Source organism: Asanoa siamensis (genome assembly GCF_016862555.1).
In the GTDB taxonomy this organism is placed as follows: domain Bacteria; phylum Actinomycetota; class Actinomycetes; order Mycobacteriales; family Micromonosporaceae; genus Asanoa; species Asanoa siamensis.
Window position 1 is genome coordinate 1 of sequence record NZ_BONE01000048.1, and the last position, 15,745, is coordinate 15,745.

16 protein-coding genes are annotated in these 15,745 nt (G+C 73.0%); 10 read left to right on the forward strand and 6 right to left on the reverse strand.

Features of this window, described 5'->3' with window-relative positions:
- A partial coding sequence (locus Asi02nite_RS26335; protein ID WP_203716597.1) for a hypothetical protein occupies positions 1-499 on the reverse strand: 499 nt, incomplete at its 3' end.
- A 133-nt stretch (positions 500-632) separates the two neighbouring features.
- Between Asi02nite_RS26335 and thyX the strand changes: the two genes are divergently transcribed.
- From thyX to Asi02nite_RS26360, 5 genes are all read left to right on the forward strand, one after another.
- Positions 633-1,376, forward strand: coding sequence for an FAD-dependent thymidylate synthase (thyX, locus tag Asi02nite_RS26340; RefSeq protein WP_203716652.1), 744 nt, complete (start codon positions 633-635; stop codon positions 1,374-1,376).
- A gap of 73 nt (positions 1,377-1,449) precedes the next feature.
- The gene (gene dapA / locus Asi02nite_RS26345) at positions 1,450-2,358 is read left to right on the forward strand and encodes a 4-hydroxy-tetrahydrodipicolinate synthase (RefSeq protein WP_203716598.1); all 909 of its coding nucleotides are present in this window, start codon (positions 1,450-1,452) and stop codon (positions 2,356-2,358) included.
- A complete protein-coding gene (locus tag Asi02nite_RS26350; protein WP_203716599.1) occupies positions 2,355-4,043 on the forward strand; it encodes a ribonuclease J in 1,689 nt (562 codons plus the stop codon). Before dapA ends, Asi02nite_RS26350 begins: the two co-directional genes overlap by 4 nt.
- 9 nt (positions 4,044-4,052) lie before the next feature.
- Positions 4,053-4,955: an aminoglycoside phosphotransferase family protein gene (locus tag Asi02nite_RS26355; RefSeq protein ID WP_239127108.1), complete on the forward strand. Its 903-nt coding sequence runs from the start codon at positions 4,053-4,055 to the stop codon at positions 4,953-4,955.
- A complete protein-coding gene (locus tag Asi02nite_RS26360) occupies positions 4,931-5,698 on the forward strand; it encodes a phosphotransferase enzyme family protein (RefSeq protein WP_203716600.1) in 768 nt (255 codons plus the stop codon). Before Asi02nite_RS26355 ends, Asi02nite_RS26360 begins: the two co-directional genes overlap by 25 nt.
- Here Asi02nite_RS26360 and Asi02nite_RS26365 read toward each other — a convergent pair.
- Positions 5,678-6,436 (reverse strand): hypothetical protein, encoded by a 759-nt coding sequence (locus Asi02nite_RS26365; protein WP_203716601.1) that lies wholly within the window; start codon positions 6,434-6,436, stop codon positions 5,678-5,680. The two genes, Asi02nite_RS26360 and Asi02nite_RS26365, sit on opposite strands and share 21 nt — an antisense overlap.
- A gap of 56 nt (positions 6,437-6,492) precedes the next feature.
- A complete protein-coding gene (locus Asi02nite_RS26370) occupies positions 6,493-7,023 on the reverse strand; it encodes a GNAT family N-acetyltransferase (protein WP_203716602.1) in 531 nt (176 codons plus the stop codon).
- A gap of 114 nt (positions 7,024-7,137) precedes the next feature.
- Between Asi02nite_RS26370 and gad the strand changes: the two genes are divergently transcribed.
- From gad to Asi02nite_RS26385, 3 genes are read left to right on the forward strand one after another with little or no spacing between them, the layout of a single operon-like run.
- A complete protein-coding gene (gene gad / locus Asi02nite_RS26375) occupies positions 7,138-8,532 on the forward strand; it encodes a glutamate decarboxylase (RefSeq protein ID WP_203716603.1) in 1,395 nt (464 codons plus the stop codon).
- 13 nt (positions 8,533-8,545) lie between these two features.
- A complete protein-coding gene (locus Asi02nite_RS26380; RefSeq protein WP_203716604.1) occupies positions 8,546-9,382 on the forward strand; it encodes a class II glutamine amidotransferase in 837 nt (278 codons plus the stop codon).
- 53 nt (positions 9,383-9,435) lie between these two features.
- A complete protein-coding gene (locus tag Asi02nite_RS26385) occupies positions 9,436-9,831 on the forward strand; it encodes a DUF2784 domain-containing protein (protein ID WP_203716605.1) in 396 nt (131 codons plus the stop codon).
- On the opposite strand, the gene Asi02nite_RS26390 is transcribed toward Asi02nite_RS26385, so the two are convergent.
- Entirely contained in the window at positions 9,828-11,375 is a 1,548-nt protein-coding gene (locus Asi02nite_RS26390; protein WP_203716606.1) for a type III secretion system chaperone family protein, read from the reverse strand. The two genes, Asi02nite_RS26385 and Asi02nite_RS26390, sit on opposite strands and share 4 nt — an antisense overlap.
- A complete protein-coding gene (locus Asi02nite_RS26395) occupies positions 11,372-11,800 on the reverse strand; it encodes a type III secretion system chaperone family protein (protein WP_239127109.1) in 429 nt (142 codons plus the stop codon). The genes Asi02nite_RS26390 and Asi02nite_RS26395 overlap by 4 nt, the downstream gene beginning before the upstream one ends.
- A 109-nt stretch (positions 11,801-11,909) precedes the next feature.
- On the opposite strand from Asi02nite_RS26395, the gene Asi02nite_RS26400 reads away from it, so the two are divergent.
- Positions 11,910-14,390, forward strand: a complete 2,481-nt coding sequence (locus Asi02nite_RS26400) for an FtsK/SpoIIIE family DNA translocase (protein ID WP_203716607.1) — start codon at positions 11,910-11,912, stop codon at positions 14,388-14,390.
- Here Asi02nite_RS26400 and Asi02nite_RS26405 read toward each other — a convergent pair.
- Positions 14,341-14,616 carry a CBU_0592 family membrane protein gene (locus Asi02nite_RS26405; protein WP_203716608.1) on the reverse strand — a complete coding sequence of 92 codons (276 nt, stop codon included), beginning with the start codon at positions 14,614-14,616 and terminating at the stop codon, positions 14,341-14,343. The two genes, Asi02nite_RS26400 and Asi02nite_RS26405, sit on opposite strands and share 50 nt — an antisense overlap.
- Positions 14,617-14,792: 176 nt before the next feature.
- On the opposite strand from Asi02nite_RS26405, the gene Asi02nite_RS26410 reads away from it, so the two are divergent.
- Complete coding sequence (locus Asi02nite_RS26410; RefSeq protein ID WP_203716609.1) at positions 14,793-15,722, forward strand: ornithine cyclodeaminase family protein; 930 nt, start codon at positions 14,793-14,795, stop codon at positions 15,720-15,722.
- The last annotated feature ends 23 nt before the right edge of the window (positions 15,723-15,745 follow it).

Sequence of the window (15,745 nt, forward strand, 5' to 3'; positions counted from 1 at the left end):
GGCCGGGCGGGGTGCCCCAGCCACCGGGCGGCGTGGCCTGCGGGCCGCCACCGGCCACGGCCGTGCCGATCACCCGGACGAGCCAGGCGTTGACGGAGATGCCCTCGGTCGCGGCGGAGCGCTCGACGGCATCCTTGAGACCCTCGGGCATCCGCAGGGTGATCCGGGTGACGTCACCGCCGGCGTCAGGTGACGTCGCAGTGCCGCCGGGTGGCGGCGGGGGAGCGGGCGGGGTCGGGGGCAGCGGCGGCTCGGGCAGGTGCTCGGTCACCACCAGCTCCGGCTCGCGGCCGCGCAGGCGGAGCTCGACGCTCGCGGCGCTGAGCTTGGTGGTCACCTCGTCGGCGGCCTGGGCGAGCGCGTCGAGGAGCGCCAGCCGGGCCGCCGCGTCGATCGAGCCGGTGAGCAGCTCGGCCGCGCGGGTGACCTCGGGCCCGCCGGGCGCCGCGGCCGCGTTGAGGTCGCGGCGGAGGCTTTCGACGAACGGTGCGATGTCCATGACGTCACTATGCCACCCGAGTGACGTCACCGCAAGACACAATGACAGCATCGTGGTGTCGCGAACCGGCCACCAACCGCCGGGGGTTAGAGTCTGCCGAGTCGCGCGAGGCAGAGGGGGCGCCGTGCCTGAGATCGTTCCGCCGCAGGTCAGGATCATCGCCTGGACCCAGTTCGAGGCACCGGAGGACGTGCCCTGGAGCACGGACGCCGAGGGTGGCGAGGCGCTCGCCGAGTTCGCCGGGCGGGCCTGCTACCAGTCGTGGAAGAAGCCGAACCCGGCCACCGCGACCAACGCGGGTTATCTCGCCCACATCCTCGAGGTCGGTCACCTCTCCGTCCTCGAGCACGGCTCGGTGACCTTCTACCTGAGCGGCGTCTCCCGCTCGTTCACCCACGAGCTCATCCGCCACCGGCACTTCAGCTACAGCCAGTTGTCGCAGCGGTACGTGCCCGGCCGGGACGCCGCGATGGTCGAGCCCGACGTGATCGCCACCGACCCGGACCTGCACAAGACGTTCGTCGAGGCGGCCGAGGCCAGCGTGCGGGCCTACAACGAGCTGCTGGAAGGGCTGGAGCGCCGGTTCGCCGACGAGCCCAACGGCACGCTGCGGCGCAAGCAGGCCCGCCAGGCCGCCCGGGCCGTGCTGCCCAACGCGGCGGAGACCCGGATCGTGGTCACCGGCAACTACCGTGCGTGGCGGCACTTCGTCGCGCTGCGGGCCACCGAGACGGCCGACGTCGAGATCCGCGAGATCGCCGTCGCCTGCCTGCGGGAGCTCCAGCGGGTGGCCCCGAACGTCTTCGCCGACTTCACGATCACCACGCTGCCGGACGGCACCGAGGTGGCCGCGAGCCCCTACGCGGAGCGTTCCTAGCAGAGCGTGCGCTTCGCGCGGAACCCGACCGGACGAGACCGGCGCCGACCTGCCGTCCGCTAGGTTTGTCAGCATGACGCAGGAGCTTTCTGTCGCGCGGCCGTTCGGCGAGCTGATCACGGCCATGGTGTCGCCGTTCACCGCCGACGGCGCGCTCGACCTCGACGGCGTCCAGCGCCTGGCGACCCACCTGGTCGACGAGCAGGGCAACGACGCGCTGGTGATCAACGGGACGGCCGGCGAGTCGCCGACCACCACCGACGCCGAGAAGGAAGCCCTGGTCCGGGCGGTGGTCGAAGCCGTCGGCGACCGGGCCAAGGTGCTCGCCGGTGTCGGCACCAACGACACCCGGCACACGATCGAGCTGGCGCTGGGTGCCGAGAAGGCGGGCGCCCACGGCCTTCTCGTGGTGACGCCCTACTACAACAAGCCGCCCCAGGCCGGCCTGCTGCGCCACTTCACCGCGGTCGCGGAGGCCACCGGCCTGCCGATCCTGCTCTACGACATCCCGCACCGCAGCGGTGTGCCGATCGAGACCGAGACCCTGGTCCGGCTCGCCGCGCACCCGCGCATCGTCGGCGTCAAGGACGCCAAGGGCGACCTCACCGCGACGTCGTGGGTGCTGGCCCGCTCCGACCTCGCCTACTACAGCGGCGACGACGCCACCACGTTGCCGGCGCTGTCGGTGGGCGCGGTCGGCATCGTCGGCACCTCGACCCACTTCACGGGGCCACAGACCAAGCAGATGATCCAGGCGTACGCGCGCGGCGACGTCGCCGGAGCACTGGCCCTGCATCGCCGCCTCATGCCGTTGTTCACCGGCGTCTTCCGTACCCAGGGCACGATCCTGGTCAAGGCCGGCCTCGCCCTGCGGGGCCTGCCCGCCGGCCCGGTCCGGTCGCCCCTGGTCGACGCGACCGCGGACCAGGTCGCCCAGCTACGCGCCGACGCCGCCGCGTGCGGACTGGAGTTCCCTGCATGACCCTGGCACATCTCGAGCTCGAACCGCCGCCGCCGCTGCCCGAGGGTGGCCTGCGGGTCATCCCGTTGGGTGGCCTCGGCGCGATCGGCCGCAACATGACGGTCTTCGAATACGACGGCAAGCTGCTGGTCGTCGACTGCGGCGTGCTCTTCCCCGACGTCGAGCAGCCCGGCGTCGACCTGATCCTGCCCGACTTCGCGCCGATCATCGACCGGCTCGACGACGTCCAGGCGATCGTGCTCACGCACGGCCACGAGGACCACATCGGCGCGGTGCCCTACCTGCTCGCCCACAAGAACGACATCCCGCTGGTGGGCTCGCAGTTCACGCTCGCGCTGGTCGAGGCCAAGCTGCAGGAGCGGCGGATCGAGCCCTACACGCTGACCGTCACCGAGGGGCAGCGCGAGCGGCTCGGCCCGTTCGACGTCGAGTTCTTCGCCGTCAACCACTCCATCCCGGACGCCATGGCGGTCGCCATCCGCACGCCGGCCGGGCTGGTGCTGCACACCGGCGACTTCAAGATGGACCAGCTTCCGCTGGACGGCCGGATCACCGACCTCGCGGGCTTCGCCCGGCTGGGCTCCGAGGGCGTCGACCTGCTGCTCTCCGACTCGACCAACGCCGAGATCCCGGGCTTCGTGACGCCGGAGCGCGAGATCGGCCCCGTGCTCGACGCGATCTTCGCGAAGGCCCGCGGCCGGGTCATCGTCGCGTCGTTCGCCTCCCACGTGCACCGGGTGCAGCAGGTGCTCGACGCCGCCGCCGTGCACGGCCGGCAGGTGGCGTTCATCGGCCGCTCGATGGTGCGCAACATGGGCATCGCCCGCGACCTCGGCCTGCTCCGCATCGAGCCCGGCCTGGTGGCCAGCATGGACGACGCGATGCAGGCGCCGCCCGAGCGGATCGTGCTGATGTCGACCGGCTCCCAGGGCGAGCCGATGAGCGCGCTGGGCCGGATGGCCACCGGCGACCACCGGCACATCACGATCGCCCAGGGCGACACGGTGGTGCTGGCCAGCTCGCTGGTGCCCGGCAACGAGACCTCGGTCTACCGCGTGATCAACCAGCTCTCCCGGGCGGGCGCCAACGTCATCCACAAGGACGTCGCCAAGGTGCACGTCTCCGGCCACGCGCCGGCCGGCGAGCTGCTCTACCTGCTCAACGTGGTGCGGCCGAGCAACCTGCTGCCGGTGCACGGCGAGTGGCGCCACCTGCGCGCCCACGCCCGCATCGGCGTCGAGTCCGGCATCGCGCCGGAGAACGTCGTGCTCTGCGAGGACGGCGACGTCGTCGACCTGGTCGAGGGTCAGGCCCGGCTGGTCGGCCACGTGAAGAGCCGCTACATCTACGTCGACGGGCTGGCCGTCGGCGACATCGGCGAGTCGCTGCTGACGGAGCGCCGGATGCTCGGCGACGGCGGTTTCATCGCGGCCACCGTGGTGATCGACTCGGTCACCGGCAAGGTGGTCGGCGGTCCGGCGGTGTCGGCGAAGGGCTTCTCGGAGAACCCCGAGGCGTTCGACGAGGTGGTCCCGCTGATCACCGAGGCGCTCAGCCGGGCGGCGGCCGACAACATCACCGACCCGCACCAGCTCCAGCAGGTGGTCCGGCGCACGGTGGGCCGCTGGGTCAACGACCGCTACCGCCGCCGGCCCATGATCGTGCCGACCGTGGTCGAGGTCTGACCCCTGACGATGCACCCGGGCGAGCTGCCCATCACCGAGGACCTGGTCGCCCGGCTCGTGGCCGACCAGTTCCCGGCGTGGGCGGGCCGGCCCGTCACCAGGGTGGCGTCGTCGGGCACCGTCAACGCGCTGTTCCGGCTCGGCGACGACCTGGTGGCCCGGCTGCCCCGGGTCGACTGGTCGCTGCAGGACGTCGAGACCGAGGCGACCTGGCTGCCCCGGCTGGCCCCGCTGCTGCCGGTGGCGATCCCGGCGCACGTCGCGGCCGGTGCGCCGGGGGAGGGCTATCCCTGGCCGTGGGGCGTCTACCGGTGGCTGCCCGGCACCGTGCCGGTCGAGGGCCGGCTGGCGGACCCGCTCGGGCTGGCCGCCGACCTGGCGGCCTTCGTCCGGGCGATGCGCGCGGTCGACCTCCCGGACGCCCCGGCGGCCTACCGCGGCGGTGGACACTCCCTGCTGGACGAGACCGCCCGGCGCGCCCTGGCCGGGCTGGGCGACCTGCTCGACCCCGGGACGCTCGACGCCGCACGGGCGGTCTGGGACGCGGCCCTGGCCGTGCCGGACCACCCCGGGCCGCCGGTCTGGCTGCACGCCGACCTGATGCCCGGCAACCTGCTGGTCGACGCCGGCGGCCGGCTGACCGCGGTGATCGATTTCGGCACCCTCGGCGTCGGTGACCCGTCCTGCGACCTGATCGTCGCCTGGAACCTGCTCACCCCCGCGGGCCGGGACGTCTTCCGGGCCGCCCTCGACGTCGACGACGCGACCTGGACCCGCGGCCGCGGCCGGGCGCTCGCCCAGTCGCTCGGGAGCCTGGTGTACTACCACCGGACCAATCCGGCGTTCGCCGCCAACGCCCGCCACACGATCAGCGAGGTGCTCGCTTCATGGCAGCCGTCGAGGAGCACCTGACCGGCGGGAACGTGACCGCCGGGGTCGTCCGGGTCGGCGCCACCGTGCGGCGGCCGGTCGGGCCGCAGACCGACGCGGTCGACGCGCTGCTGGCCCACCTGCACGCGGTGGGCTTCACCGGCGCGCCGCGGCCGCTGGGCCGGGACGAGCGGGGCCGCCAGGTGCTGGAGTACGTACCGGGCGAGCTGACCGAGGACCTGGACCCGCGGCACCTGCCGGACATCGCCCGGATGCTGCGCGACCTGCACGCGGCGGCCGCCTCGTTCACGCCGCCCCCCGGGGCGGTCTGGCACACCGAGATCCCGCCCGTCGGCGTGCCCGGCTCCCCGGTCGGCGAGGTGATCTGCCACCACGACGCCGCGCCGTGGAACCTGGTCCGCGCCGACCGCGGCTGGGTGCTGATCGACTGGGACAACGCGGGGCCGGGCTCCCGCGCCTGGGAGCTCGCGTACGCGTCGCTGACGTGCTGCGGGATGCGCCCGGAGCGCCCGATCCCGGAGTCGGCGGCCCGGCTGCGGTCCTTCGTGGACGGCTACGGCCTCGACCCGGCACTGCGGCCGGCGCTGGCCGCCCTGCTGGGGGTCAACGCCGGCGCGATGTACGACCTGCTGGCCACCGGCGCCCGCGACGGACGCCAACCTTGGGCCCGCATCTACACGGAGGACGGCGCCTTCTGGCGGGGCGTCGCCGACCACCTGCACGCCAACGTGGCGGAATGGCGCTCAGCCCTGGGCGAGGAGTAGCCCGACCTCCTTGGAGCGTTGGCCCAGCACGGCGCGCAGCAGCGCGGCCTGCTCCTGCGGGGTCGCGACGGCGCCCAGCCGCTCGACCACCTGCTCGTCGACCTGGCTGGTCTCGGCGCGGCTCGCGGCCACCGCCGCGTCGATCGCGGCGAGGTCCTTCTTGAGCTGGGCGGCCACGTTCTCGTCGACCTGGCTCACCGCGTTCGCGATCGCCTTGACGGTCCGGACCATCCACATCGCCTCGTTGCGGCTCGGGCCGCCGCGCACGCTGTCGGCGCCGACGGTCAGGGCGTCCAGCCGCCAGGCGTCCACCTCGAGCTGCTTGGCCTGTGCTGGGGTCATCTCGTCCTCCTCGACGAACCAGGGCTTGGTGCTGCGCTCGTGCGACTGGCGACTGTTCCAGTGCACGTGCTTGTCATGGCGGTTGCGGTTCGGGCCGGCGTACGCGTAGGACCGGGGGCGCCAGCCCTCGTCGCGGAACGCGATCCGGTCGTTGTGGATCCAGTAGCCGGCGGCCTCGTGCGCCTGGAACGCGCGCTTGCAGGCCGCGACGTCCACGCGGTCGACGTCCATGTCCCAGGCGTCGACCGAGCCGTCCCCGTCGGGGTTGTGGTCGGAGTTGGACGCCTGATGCGCCTCGTCGCCGATCGTGCCGTCGGACGTCCGGTCACGGCGCGGCCAGCGGCTGTCGACCTCGTTGCGGAAACGGGTCAGCGCGGGGTTGAGGAACCAGGCCATATGCCCGAAGTTACCGGTGTGCCCGGCAAGTCGCATCCCCCCAGAGCGGGACAGCGTCAGCCCGCCCACTCCTCCGCGAGCAGCCCGAACACCGCCTCGTCGAGGAACTCACCGTCCACCCAGGAGTTGCGTCGCAGCGTCCCCTCGCGCCGGAAGCCGACCCGCTCCGCCGCGCCGGTCATGGCCGTGTTGTCGGCGAGCGTCTCCAGTTGCAGCCGGTGCAGCCCGCGCACCCGGAAGGCGTAGTGGCAGAGCACCCGGACCGCGTCGGTGCCCAGGCCGCCGCCGCGCATCGCCCGGCGCAGCGACAGGCCGACGTGGGCCTGCCGGTTGTGCGTGTCGATGCCCCAGAGCAGGGCCTCGCCGGCCAGCGTGTCGTCGGCCAGCCGGACGACGCTGAAGATCGCGGCGTCGTCGCTCGGCGGCCCGGGCGCGAACGGGGACGCGGGGGAGTTGGCCGGGATGGGGCGCCAGGCCCGCCCGTCGGCCCGCGACCGCATCGCCACGTCCTCGTAGAGGTCGGCGTGCAGCACGGGCACGTCCTCCTCGCGCCGGGCCCGCAGGAGCACCTTCTCGCCGCGCAACATGGCGTGTTCGTACCCGATGGCGGCCGGAAGGATCAACCCGGCTCGGCAAATCCGACATCCTGGGCGAGTCTCGCGCCATAGCCTGAACGGGTCAGAACACCCCAGGGAGGCCGGATGCCGTTGCACGCCGGAAAGGCACCCGATGCTCGGCCGCACCACCGCGCCGGCAACGCCGTCGCCACCGTCGCCAACCCGGACTTCGGCCGGGAGCTGACCCCGCCGATCCACGCCCTGGGCGCGGACCCGGTGCCGGCCGCCGTCGCGTACCAGTTGATCCACGACGAACTGCTGCTCGACGGCAACGCGGCGCTCAACCTGGCCACGTTCGTGACCACCTGGATGGAGCCGGAAGCCGGCGTCCTGATGGCCGAGTGCGCCGACAAGAACATGATCGACAAGGATGAGTACCCGATGACCGCGGAGCTCGAGCGGCGGTGCGTGGCCATCCTGGCCGACCTGTGGCACGCGCCCGACCCGGCCGGCACCGTCGGCTGCTCGACCACCGGCTCCAGCGAGGCCTGCATGCTCGCCGGCATGGCGCTCAAGCGGCGCTGGGCCAAGCAGTCCATGGGCGGGCGGCCCAACCTGGTCATGGGCGGCAACGTGCAGGTGTGCTGGGAGAAGTTCTGCAACTACTGGGAGGTCGAGCCGCGGCTGGTGCCGATGGCCGGCGACCGGTTCCACCTGAACGCGGCCGAGGCGGTCGCCCGCTGCGACGAGAACACCATCGGCGTGGTCGCGGTGCTCGGCTCCACCTTCGACGGCTCGTACGAGCCGGTCGCGGAGATCGCCGCCGCCCTCGACGACCTGCAGGCGCGCAAGGGCTGGGACATCCCGGTGCACGTCGACGGCGCCTCGGGCGGGATGATCGCGCCGTTCCTCGACCCGGACCTGGTCTGGGACTTCCGGCTGCCGCGGGTGGCGTCGATCAACACCAGCGGCCACAAGTACGGCCTGGTCTACCCGGGCGTCGGCTGGGTGCTCTGGCGCGAGAAGCACCTGCTCCCCGAAGAGCTGATCTTCGACGTGAACTACCTCGGCGGCAGCATGCCGACCTTCGCGCTCAACTTCTCGCGGCCGGGTGCCGAGGTGGTCGCGCAGTACTACATGTTCCTGCGGCTGGGCCGGGAAGGCTTCCGGGCGGTGCAGCAGGCGTCCCGCGACGTGGCCCGCTACCTGGCCCACAGGATCGCCGGCACCGGCGAGTTCCAGCTCGTCAGCACCGGCGACCAGCTACCGGTATTCGCGTTCACCACCGCGCCCCGGGTGACCTCGTACAACGTCTTCGACGTGTCCCGGGCGCTGCGTGAGCGGCGCTGGCTCGTCCCCGCGTACACGTTCCCGAAGAACCGCACCGACCTCGCCGTGTGCCGGATCGTGATCCGCAACGGGTTCTCGCACGACATGGCCGACCTGCTGATGGCCGACCTGGAACGGGCCCTGCCGGACCTGCGGGCGCAGCCCGCGCCGCGCCGGTCCGCCAAGGACGCGTCGTCGTTCCACCACTGAAAGGGGCGCTGCGATGTGCCGCTGGATGGCGTTCTCCGGCTCGCCGCTGCTGATCGACACGCTGCTCTACAAGCCGAAGCACTCGCTGATCGACCAGAGCCAGCACGCGGAGCTCGGCGCCGAGACGACGAACGGCGACGGGTTCGGGCTCGGCTGGTACCCGACCGACCCGGTGCTGAGCGGCACGCCCGGCACGTTCCACGGCGTCGGGCCGGCGTGGAGCAACCGGAACCTGCGCGACCTCGCCGGCCACCTGCGCTCGCCGCTGTTCTTCGCGCACGTCCGGGCCTCGTCCGGCACGGCCGTGCAGGAGACCAACTGCCACCCCTTCCGCCACGAGAACTGGCTGTGGATGCACAACGGCTCGATCCGGGACTTCGCGCGGCTCAAGCGCGACCTGCTGCTGGAGGTGGACGACGCGCTGTTCCCGCTGATCCAGGGCAGCACGGACTCCGAGGCGATGTTCTACCTGGCCCTGACGTACGGGCTGCGGGACGACCCGGTGCCGGCGGTCGAGCGGATGGTCGGCTTCGTCGAGGCGACCGCCGCGCGGCACGGCGTGGCCGATCCGGTGCAGATGACCGTGGCCACCACCGACGGCGAGCGCATCTGGGCGTTCCGCTACTCGACCGCGCACCAGTCCCGCACGTTGTTCTACTCGCGCACCGTGGACGGCCTGCGCGCCGTGCACCCGGAGGTCGAGGCGCTGCGGCTGCTCTCCGACCAGGACCGGCTGGTGGTCTCCGAGCCGCTGGGCGTCATGCCGGACGCGTTCCGGGAGGTGCCCGAGTCGACCTACAGCGTGATCTATGCCGGCCAGGACGAGATGTCCGGTTTCAACCCGCGCTGAGCTGGGTCCGCGTACTCACGGAACGGGCGCCGGATCCGTCATACGCTCGCTGCGTGGGTTGGTCTGCGCTCGCGCTCGTGTTCCTGGCCCTGCACTTCGCCTTCATGGCGTACGTGCTGCTCGGCGGCTTCCTCGCCTGGAAGTGGCCGAAGACGCTCTGGCTGCACGTCCCGGCCATCGCCTGGGGCATCGCGCTGATCGGCTTCGGGCTCAACTGCCCGCTCACGTACGCGCAGAACTGGGCCCGCGGCCACGCCGGTGAAGGACCCCTGACCCGCGGCTTCGTCGACACCTACATCGAGGGTGTCCTCTATCCCGAGCGCTACGTGCATATCGCGCAGGCGGTGCTGGCCCTGATCGTGCTGGTCTCGTACGTCGGCATCTTCGTGCTCTGGCGCCGCCGCCGGAACCGCGCCGGCGCGGTCGAGATGCACCGCGAACGCGTCTAGGGGAGCTCCGCCACGGCCGCCGCGAACGTCGTGCCCGTCGCGATCGCCGCGTTGATCAGGGTCGCGAGCTGCCCGGTGGTCGCGCCGTGCTCCAGGTCCGTGGTCACCTCGCCGGCGACCAGCAGGTCACCCTCGCCGGAGTCGTGCACGTACGCCTTCGGCATCAGCTTGTCGTGGTTCCAGGCGTTGCAGAACTCGTAGGCCTCCAGCAGCCGGCCGGCCGGCAACCGCCGCTCCGCCACCACCCGCACCTGCAGGATCTCCCGGCGCTCGCCGAGCCGCTCGAACTGGATGTACGCGCCCGGCCAGCGCCCGCCGACCAGCCCGTCCTCGTCGACCGCGTAGTGGTCGCCGCGGGCGTCCAGCACCTCCATGATCGATTCGAGCGTGAGCGGGCCGACCGCCACGTCGTCGAGCAGGATCGCGCCGCCCGTGACCACCGGCAGCTCCGTCAGCCACTCGCCGACCAGCCGCGACTGGTGGTCGGTGCCGTTGCGGGCGTCGAACCGCGCGGCCAGCGTCGCCGCGACCGCCGCCAGCACGCTGCCCAGCTCCCGCACCGTCAGGTCGGCGGCGGGCCGGTCACCGTGGGCCGGCCGGTGCACCCGCCGGTCGCCGAGACCCTCGGCGGTGGCCCGCCGGCAGACCAGCGTGCCGGCGGCGGCGAAGCGCATCGCGGACAGCTCGTCGTAGGGGTCGTCGAGGTCGCCGAGGTGGGTGGCGAGCAGGTCGACGCCGCGCCCGGCGAGCCCGGCCAGCGCGCAGAACCGCAGGTGGTCCGCGAGCAGCGGGAACGAGGCCCGGTCGAGCCGGTGGCGCCGGTAGGCGCGCAGGTGCGCCGCGGCGGCCTCGTCGAGCCGGCCGAGCCGCAGATAGGGGATCATCAGCGCCGCCAGCGCGCGCTCGGGTTGCTCGGGGCAGGCACCGGCGGACCGCAGGACCGGCTCGGCGACCGCCACGGCCGCGGCCCAGTCGCCCCACGCCGCGTGCAGGAACGCCCGGTCGGCGGGGTAGCAGGACGGGCAGAAGCCCGCGTCGCCCGGCTGGCCGTCGGAGAACCACGCGGCGTCGCCCGGCGGCGGCAGCTCGGCGTCGCAGCGGGCCAGCCACTCCCGGGCCGCCGCCAGGTCACCGACGTGGTCGGCCACCTCGGCGCGCAGCCGGTGCACCGCGAACAGCGGGCGCTGGTCCTCGCGGAACCGGCGCTCCAGGTCGTCCAGCAGCGCTTCGGCCTCGGCGCGGCCGACGCCCGGCGACGCGCGAAACGTGCCGACCGCCCACAGGTGGTAGTAGCGCAGCAGGGCGAGCTCCGTGTCGGAGAACAGCAGCGGCTCGCGGTCGGCGGCGGCCCGGCACCAGGCGAACAGGCCCAGCACCCGGGCCGGTTCCGCGGCGTCCAGGCACGCGTCGATCAGGTCGAGCCGGGCCTCGAAGCCGAGCCGGACGTCGCCCGCCCGGTCGGCCGCGGCCACGACGGCGTCCAGCTCGGCCACCTTGGCGGGGCCGGGCGGCAGGTCGCGGGCGTCCGCGAGAGCGTCGCTCACAGCTTCAGCCGTTCGAGCGTGTCGGCGAGCTGGCAGCCGCTGGAGATGCCGCAGGCCACGAGCTGGTCGAGCTGGTCGGCGGTGACGCCGTGGTCGAGATCGGCCACGACCTCACCCAGGACGCGTACGGTGCCGTCGTCGTTGACGTGCACGAACGCCTTGGGCCAGAGCTTGTCCTGGTTCCAGCCGTTGCAGAAGTCGTAGAGCGGCAGCACGTCGTCGATCGTGAAGACCCGGCTCGCCAGGGTGCGGATCTGCAGGATCTCGCCGCCGCGGCCCAGCCGGAAGAAGTAGATGAGGTTGTCGTCCCACCGGCCCACGAGGTCACCGGCGTCGTCCCGGGCGAACGCGTAGCCGTGCCCGTCGAGAACGCCCGCGATCAGCTCGTTGGTCAGGGGCAGCAACGCTCCGCCCGGCGATTCCACGCCCGCGATAGTAGGCGCGCCGCGCGCCCACCAGCCAGTGCCGGCAAAGCCGACGGATTCTCGCGGCGCGTCGCGCGCCGCACGACCTGCGGCCCCTTACCGTGAGACCATGCCCGGCCGCGCCCCGCAGACCAGCCGGCGTCGCACCGCGGCGTCGCCACGGTCCGGCACGACCGCGCGCGGGCGCACCACCAGCACCAACACCCGGGCGCGCCCGACCTCGACCTACCGGCGCCGGCCGACCAACAGCGTGGGCTCGGTGGTGGGCCGGGCCGGCGGCGCGCTCTGGATGGGCGTCGCCCACAGCGTCGGGTGGATGGTCCGCGGCCTCGGCCGGGGTGCCGCCACCGCCCGCGACCTCGACCCCGAGCACCGCCGCGACGGCGCCGGCCTGCTCCTGCTGGGCCTCGCGATCCTGACCAGCGTCGCCGTCTGGTTCTCCTCGGCAGGCCCCCTCGGCCAGCGCATCGAGGACGGCGTCCGCCTGTTCATCGGCGCGATCGCCGTCGCGCTGCCGGTGCTGCTGCTGTTCTGGGCGGTGCGGCTGATGCGGCCGCTGGTCGAGCTCGAGCACCGCGGCCGGGGGCTGGTCGGCTGGGGCTCGCTGCTGGTGTCGGTCTCCGGCCTCCTGCACATCGCCCAGTCGCCGATCGACACCGCGCAGCGCGACCACGCGGGCGGGCTGATCGGCGCCGCCGTCGGCACCGCCCTCGAACGGGCGATCACGGCCTATGTCGCGGTCCCGCTGCTGGTCCTCCTGCTGCTGTTCGGCCTGCTCGTGGTGACCGCGACCCCGATCAACAAGGTGCCCGAGCGGGTCGGTGCGCTGTTCGCGGTCCTGCTGGGCCGGCCGGCGCCGGCCGACGAGCGCGAGCCCTTCGACGACGAGGACGAGGAGGAGCAGCCGACCGCCCGCCGCCGCCCCGCCCGCCGCCGGCAGGGCACCAAGGTCCTCGGGCTGGGCGACGACGAGCCCGGCGCCGACGACGACGACGAGGTCGTGCACGACACCGTCGCGCTGCCGCGGGTCAAGCCGGCCAAGGTGCCCACCGTCCGGAAGCAGGCGCCCGAGCACTCGCCGATGCCCACGCGGGCCGAGCAGCTCGCCATCAACGGGGTCGAGGGTGGCTACCTGCTGCCGCCGGCCAACCTGCTGCGCGGCGGCAGCGCCCCGAAGACCCGCAGCAAGGCCAACGACGAGGTGATCGCGGCCCTGACGGGCGTCTTCGAGCAGTTCGACGTCGACGCCGCGGTGACCGGCTTCACCCGGGGCCCGACGGTCACCCGCTACGAGGTCGAGCTCGGGCATGGCGTCAAGGTCGAGCGGATCACCCAGCTTTCGCGCAACATCGCGTACGCGGTGAAGTCGCCCGATGTCCGGATCCTGAGCCCGATCCCCGGCAAGAGCGCGGTCGGCGTGGAGATCCCCAACTCCGACCGGGAAGACGTCGCGCTCGGTGACGTGCTGCGCTCCCACGCGGCGACCTCCGACCAGCACCCGATGGTCGTCGCGCTCGGCAAGGACATCGAGGGCGGCTACGTGGTGGCCAACCTCGCCAAGATGCCGCACATCCTGATCGCCGGGGCGACCGGCGCGGGCAAGTCGTCCTGCCTCAACTCGCTGCTGGTCTCGATCCTGAGCCGGGCCACCCCCGACGAGGTGCGGCTCGTGCTGATCGACCCGAAGCGCGTCGAGATGTCCGCGTACGAGGGCATCCCGCACCTGGTCACGCCGATCATCACGAACCCGAAGAAGGCGGCCGACTCGCTCGACTGGGTCGTGCGCGAGATGGACATGCGCTACGACGACCTCGCCGCGGCCGGCGTACGCCACATCGACGACTACAACCGCAAGGTCCGGGCCGGCCAGATCAAGCCGCCGCCGGGCAGCGAGCGGGAGATCCGGCCCTATCCCTACCTGCTGGTCATCGTCGACGAGCTGGCCGACCTGATGATGGTCGCGCCGCGCGACGTCGAGGACTCGGTCGTCCGGATCACCCAGCTCGCCCGGGCCGCCGGCATCCACCTTGTGCTGGCCACCCAGCGGCCGTCGGTCGACGTGGTGACGGGCCTGATCAAGGCCAACGTGCCGTCGCGGCTCGCGTTCGCCACCTCGTCGCTGGCCGACTCGCGGGTCATCCTCGACCAGCCCGGCGCCGAGAAGCTGATCGGTCGCGGCGACGGGCTGTTCCTGCCGATGGGCGCGTCGAAGCCGGTCCGCATCCAGGGCGCCTGGGTCAACGAGTCCGAGATCACCGACATCGTCAACTTCTGCAAGAAGCAGCGCGAGCCGGAGTTCCGGCCCGACGTGCTGACCAAGCCCGAAGACCCGAAGAAGAAGATCGACGAGGAGATCGGCGACGACCTCGACCTGCTGGTGCAGGCGATCGAGCTGGTCGTCACCTCGCAGTTCGGCTCGACCTCGATGCTCCAGCGCAAGCTGCGGGTCGGCTTCGCCAAGGCGGGCCGGCTGATGGACCTGATGGAGACGCGCGGCATCGTCGGCCCCTCGGAGGGGTCGAAGGCGCGCGACGTGCTCGTCAAGCCTGATGAGCTGGAGGGGGCGCTGGCCGGTCTCCGCGTCGAATGAGGCGGGCCGCCAGGCTCACGGCGGACACGACGGTCCAGGTGCCTTCCAGCAGCAGGAAGCCCCACGACTGCTGGCCGGCCGCGATCACCGCGAGGATGCCGGCGCCGGCGATGTTCAGGACGAGGTACGGGATCGAGTGCGCATCCAGCTTGCCCGCCTGCGACGCGGCGAAGCCGGCGAGGATGAGCAGCGAGCCGATGATCTCGACAATGTCGACAAGATGCATGGTGTGTTGCGCGCCGTCTTTGCTCGGCCGGGTACGGGGCGCTGCTCGTCCGGGGTGGGCGCCGTGACTGGCGCCGCCGCCACACACCTTAGCGACGTTTGAGCGCCCGGGATGGTGGGATTCCTCACCGCGTGGGTCGTTGACCTGAACCGCGCTTCAACATCGAGGATGGTTTGGTGCCATTGCTCCTGACCGATGCCGACGTCGCCGCGCGGCTCGACGCGCCCACGGCCGTCGCCGCCATGCGCGACGCGCTGGTCGCGGCGCACGAGGGCCGGCTGATCGCCCCGCCGCGGGCCAGCGCCGTGCTGGAGGGCGGGCGGCTGGTGATGACCGCGGGCCATCTCGCCGACGAGTGGTACGGGTTCCGGTCCTACGACACCTTCGGGCACGCCGACGGCGAGCAACTCGTGGTGCTGCACGACGCCCGGGACGGGCGGATCCGGGCCATCGCGGTCGGCGAGGAGATCGGCTCGCGGCGCACGGGTGCGCTCGGCGGCGCCGCCGTCGACCTGCTGGCCCGCCCGGACGCGGCGTCGGTCGGCGTGATCGGCTCCGGGCGGCAGGCCTGGACCCAGCTCTGGGCGGCCGCCGCGGTGCGGCCGTTGTCGTCCGTGCGGGTGTTCAGCCGGTCCGCGGCGCGCCGGGGCGCCTTCGCGGCCCGGGTGTCCGCCGCGCTCGGTGTGCCGGCGGCGCCGGTGGAGTCCGCCGCCGACGCGGTGCGCGGCCGGGACCTGGTGATCGTCGCGACGACCAGCGAGGAGCCGGTGCTCTCGGCCGCGGACGTCGTGCCGGGCGCGCACGTCAACCTGGTCGGGTTCAAGCAGCGGGGGCGCGCGGAGTTCGGCATCGACCTGCTGGGCCGGGCCGGGGTGATCGCCACGGACTCGCCGGCGCAGGCGGTCGCGTACTCGCCGCCGCTGTTGATGTGCGGCACGCCCCTCGAGGGCGCGCTGTGCGACCTGGGCGCGATCGCCGCCGGCGCGGCGCCCGGCCGGCGGTCCGCCGACGAGATCACCGTGTTCCTGTCGGTGGGACTGGCGGGGACCGAGGTGTTCCTGCTCGACCGGGTCGCCACGCTGCTGACGTCAGCGGACGTCGGCTGAGGGTCGCCCGGTACCCTCGTTAG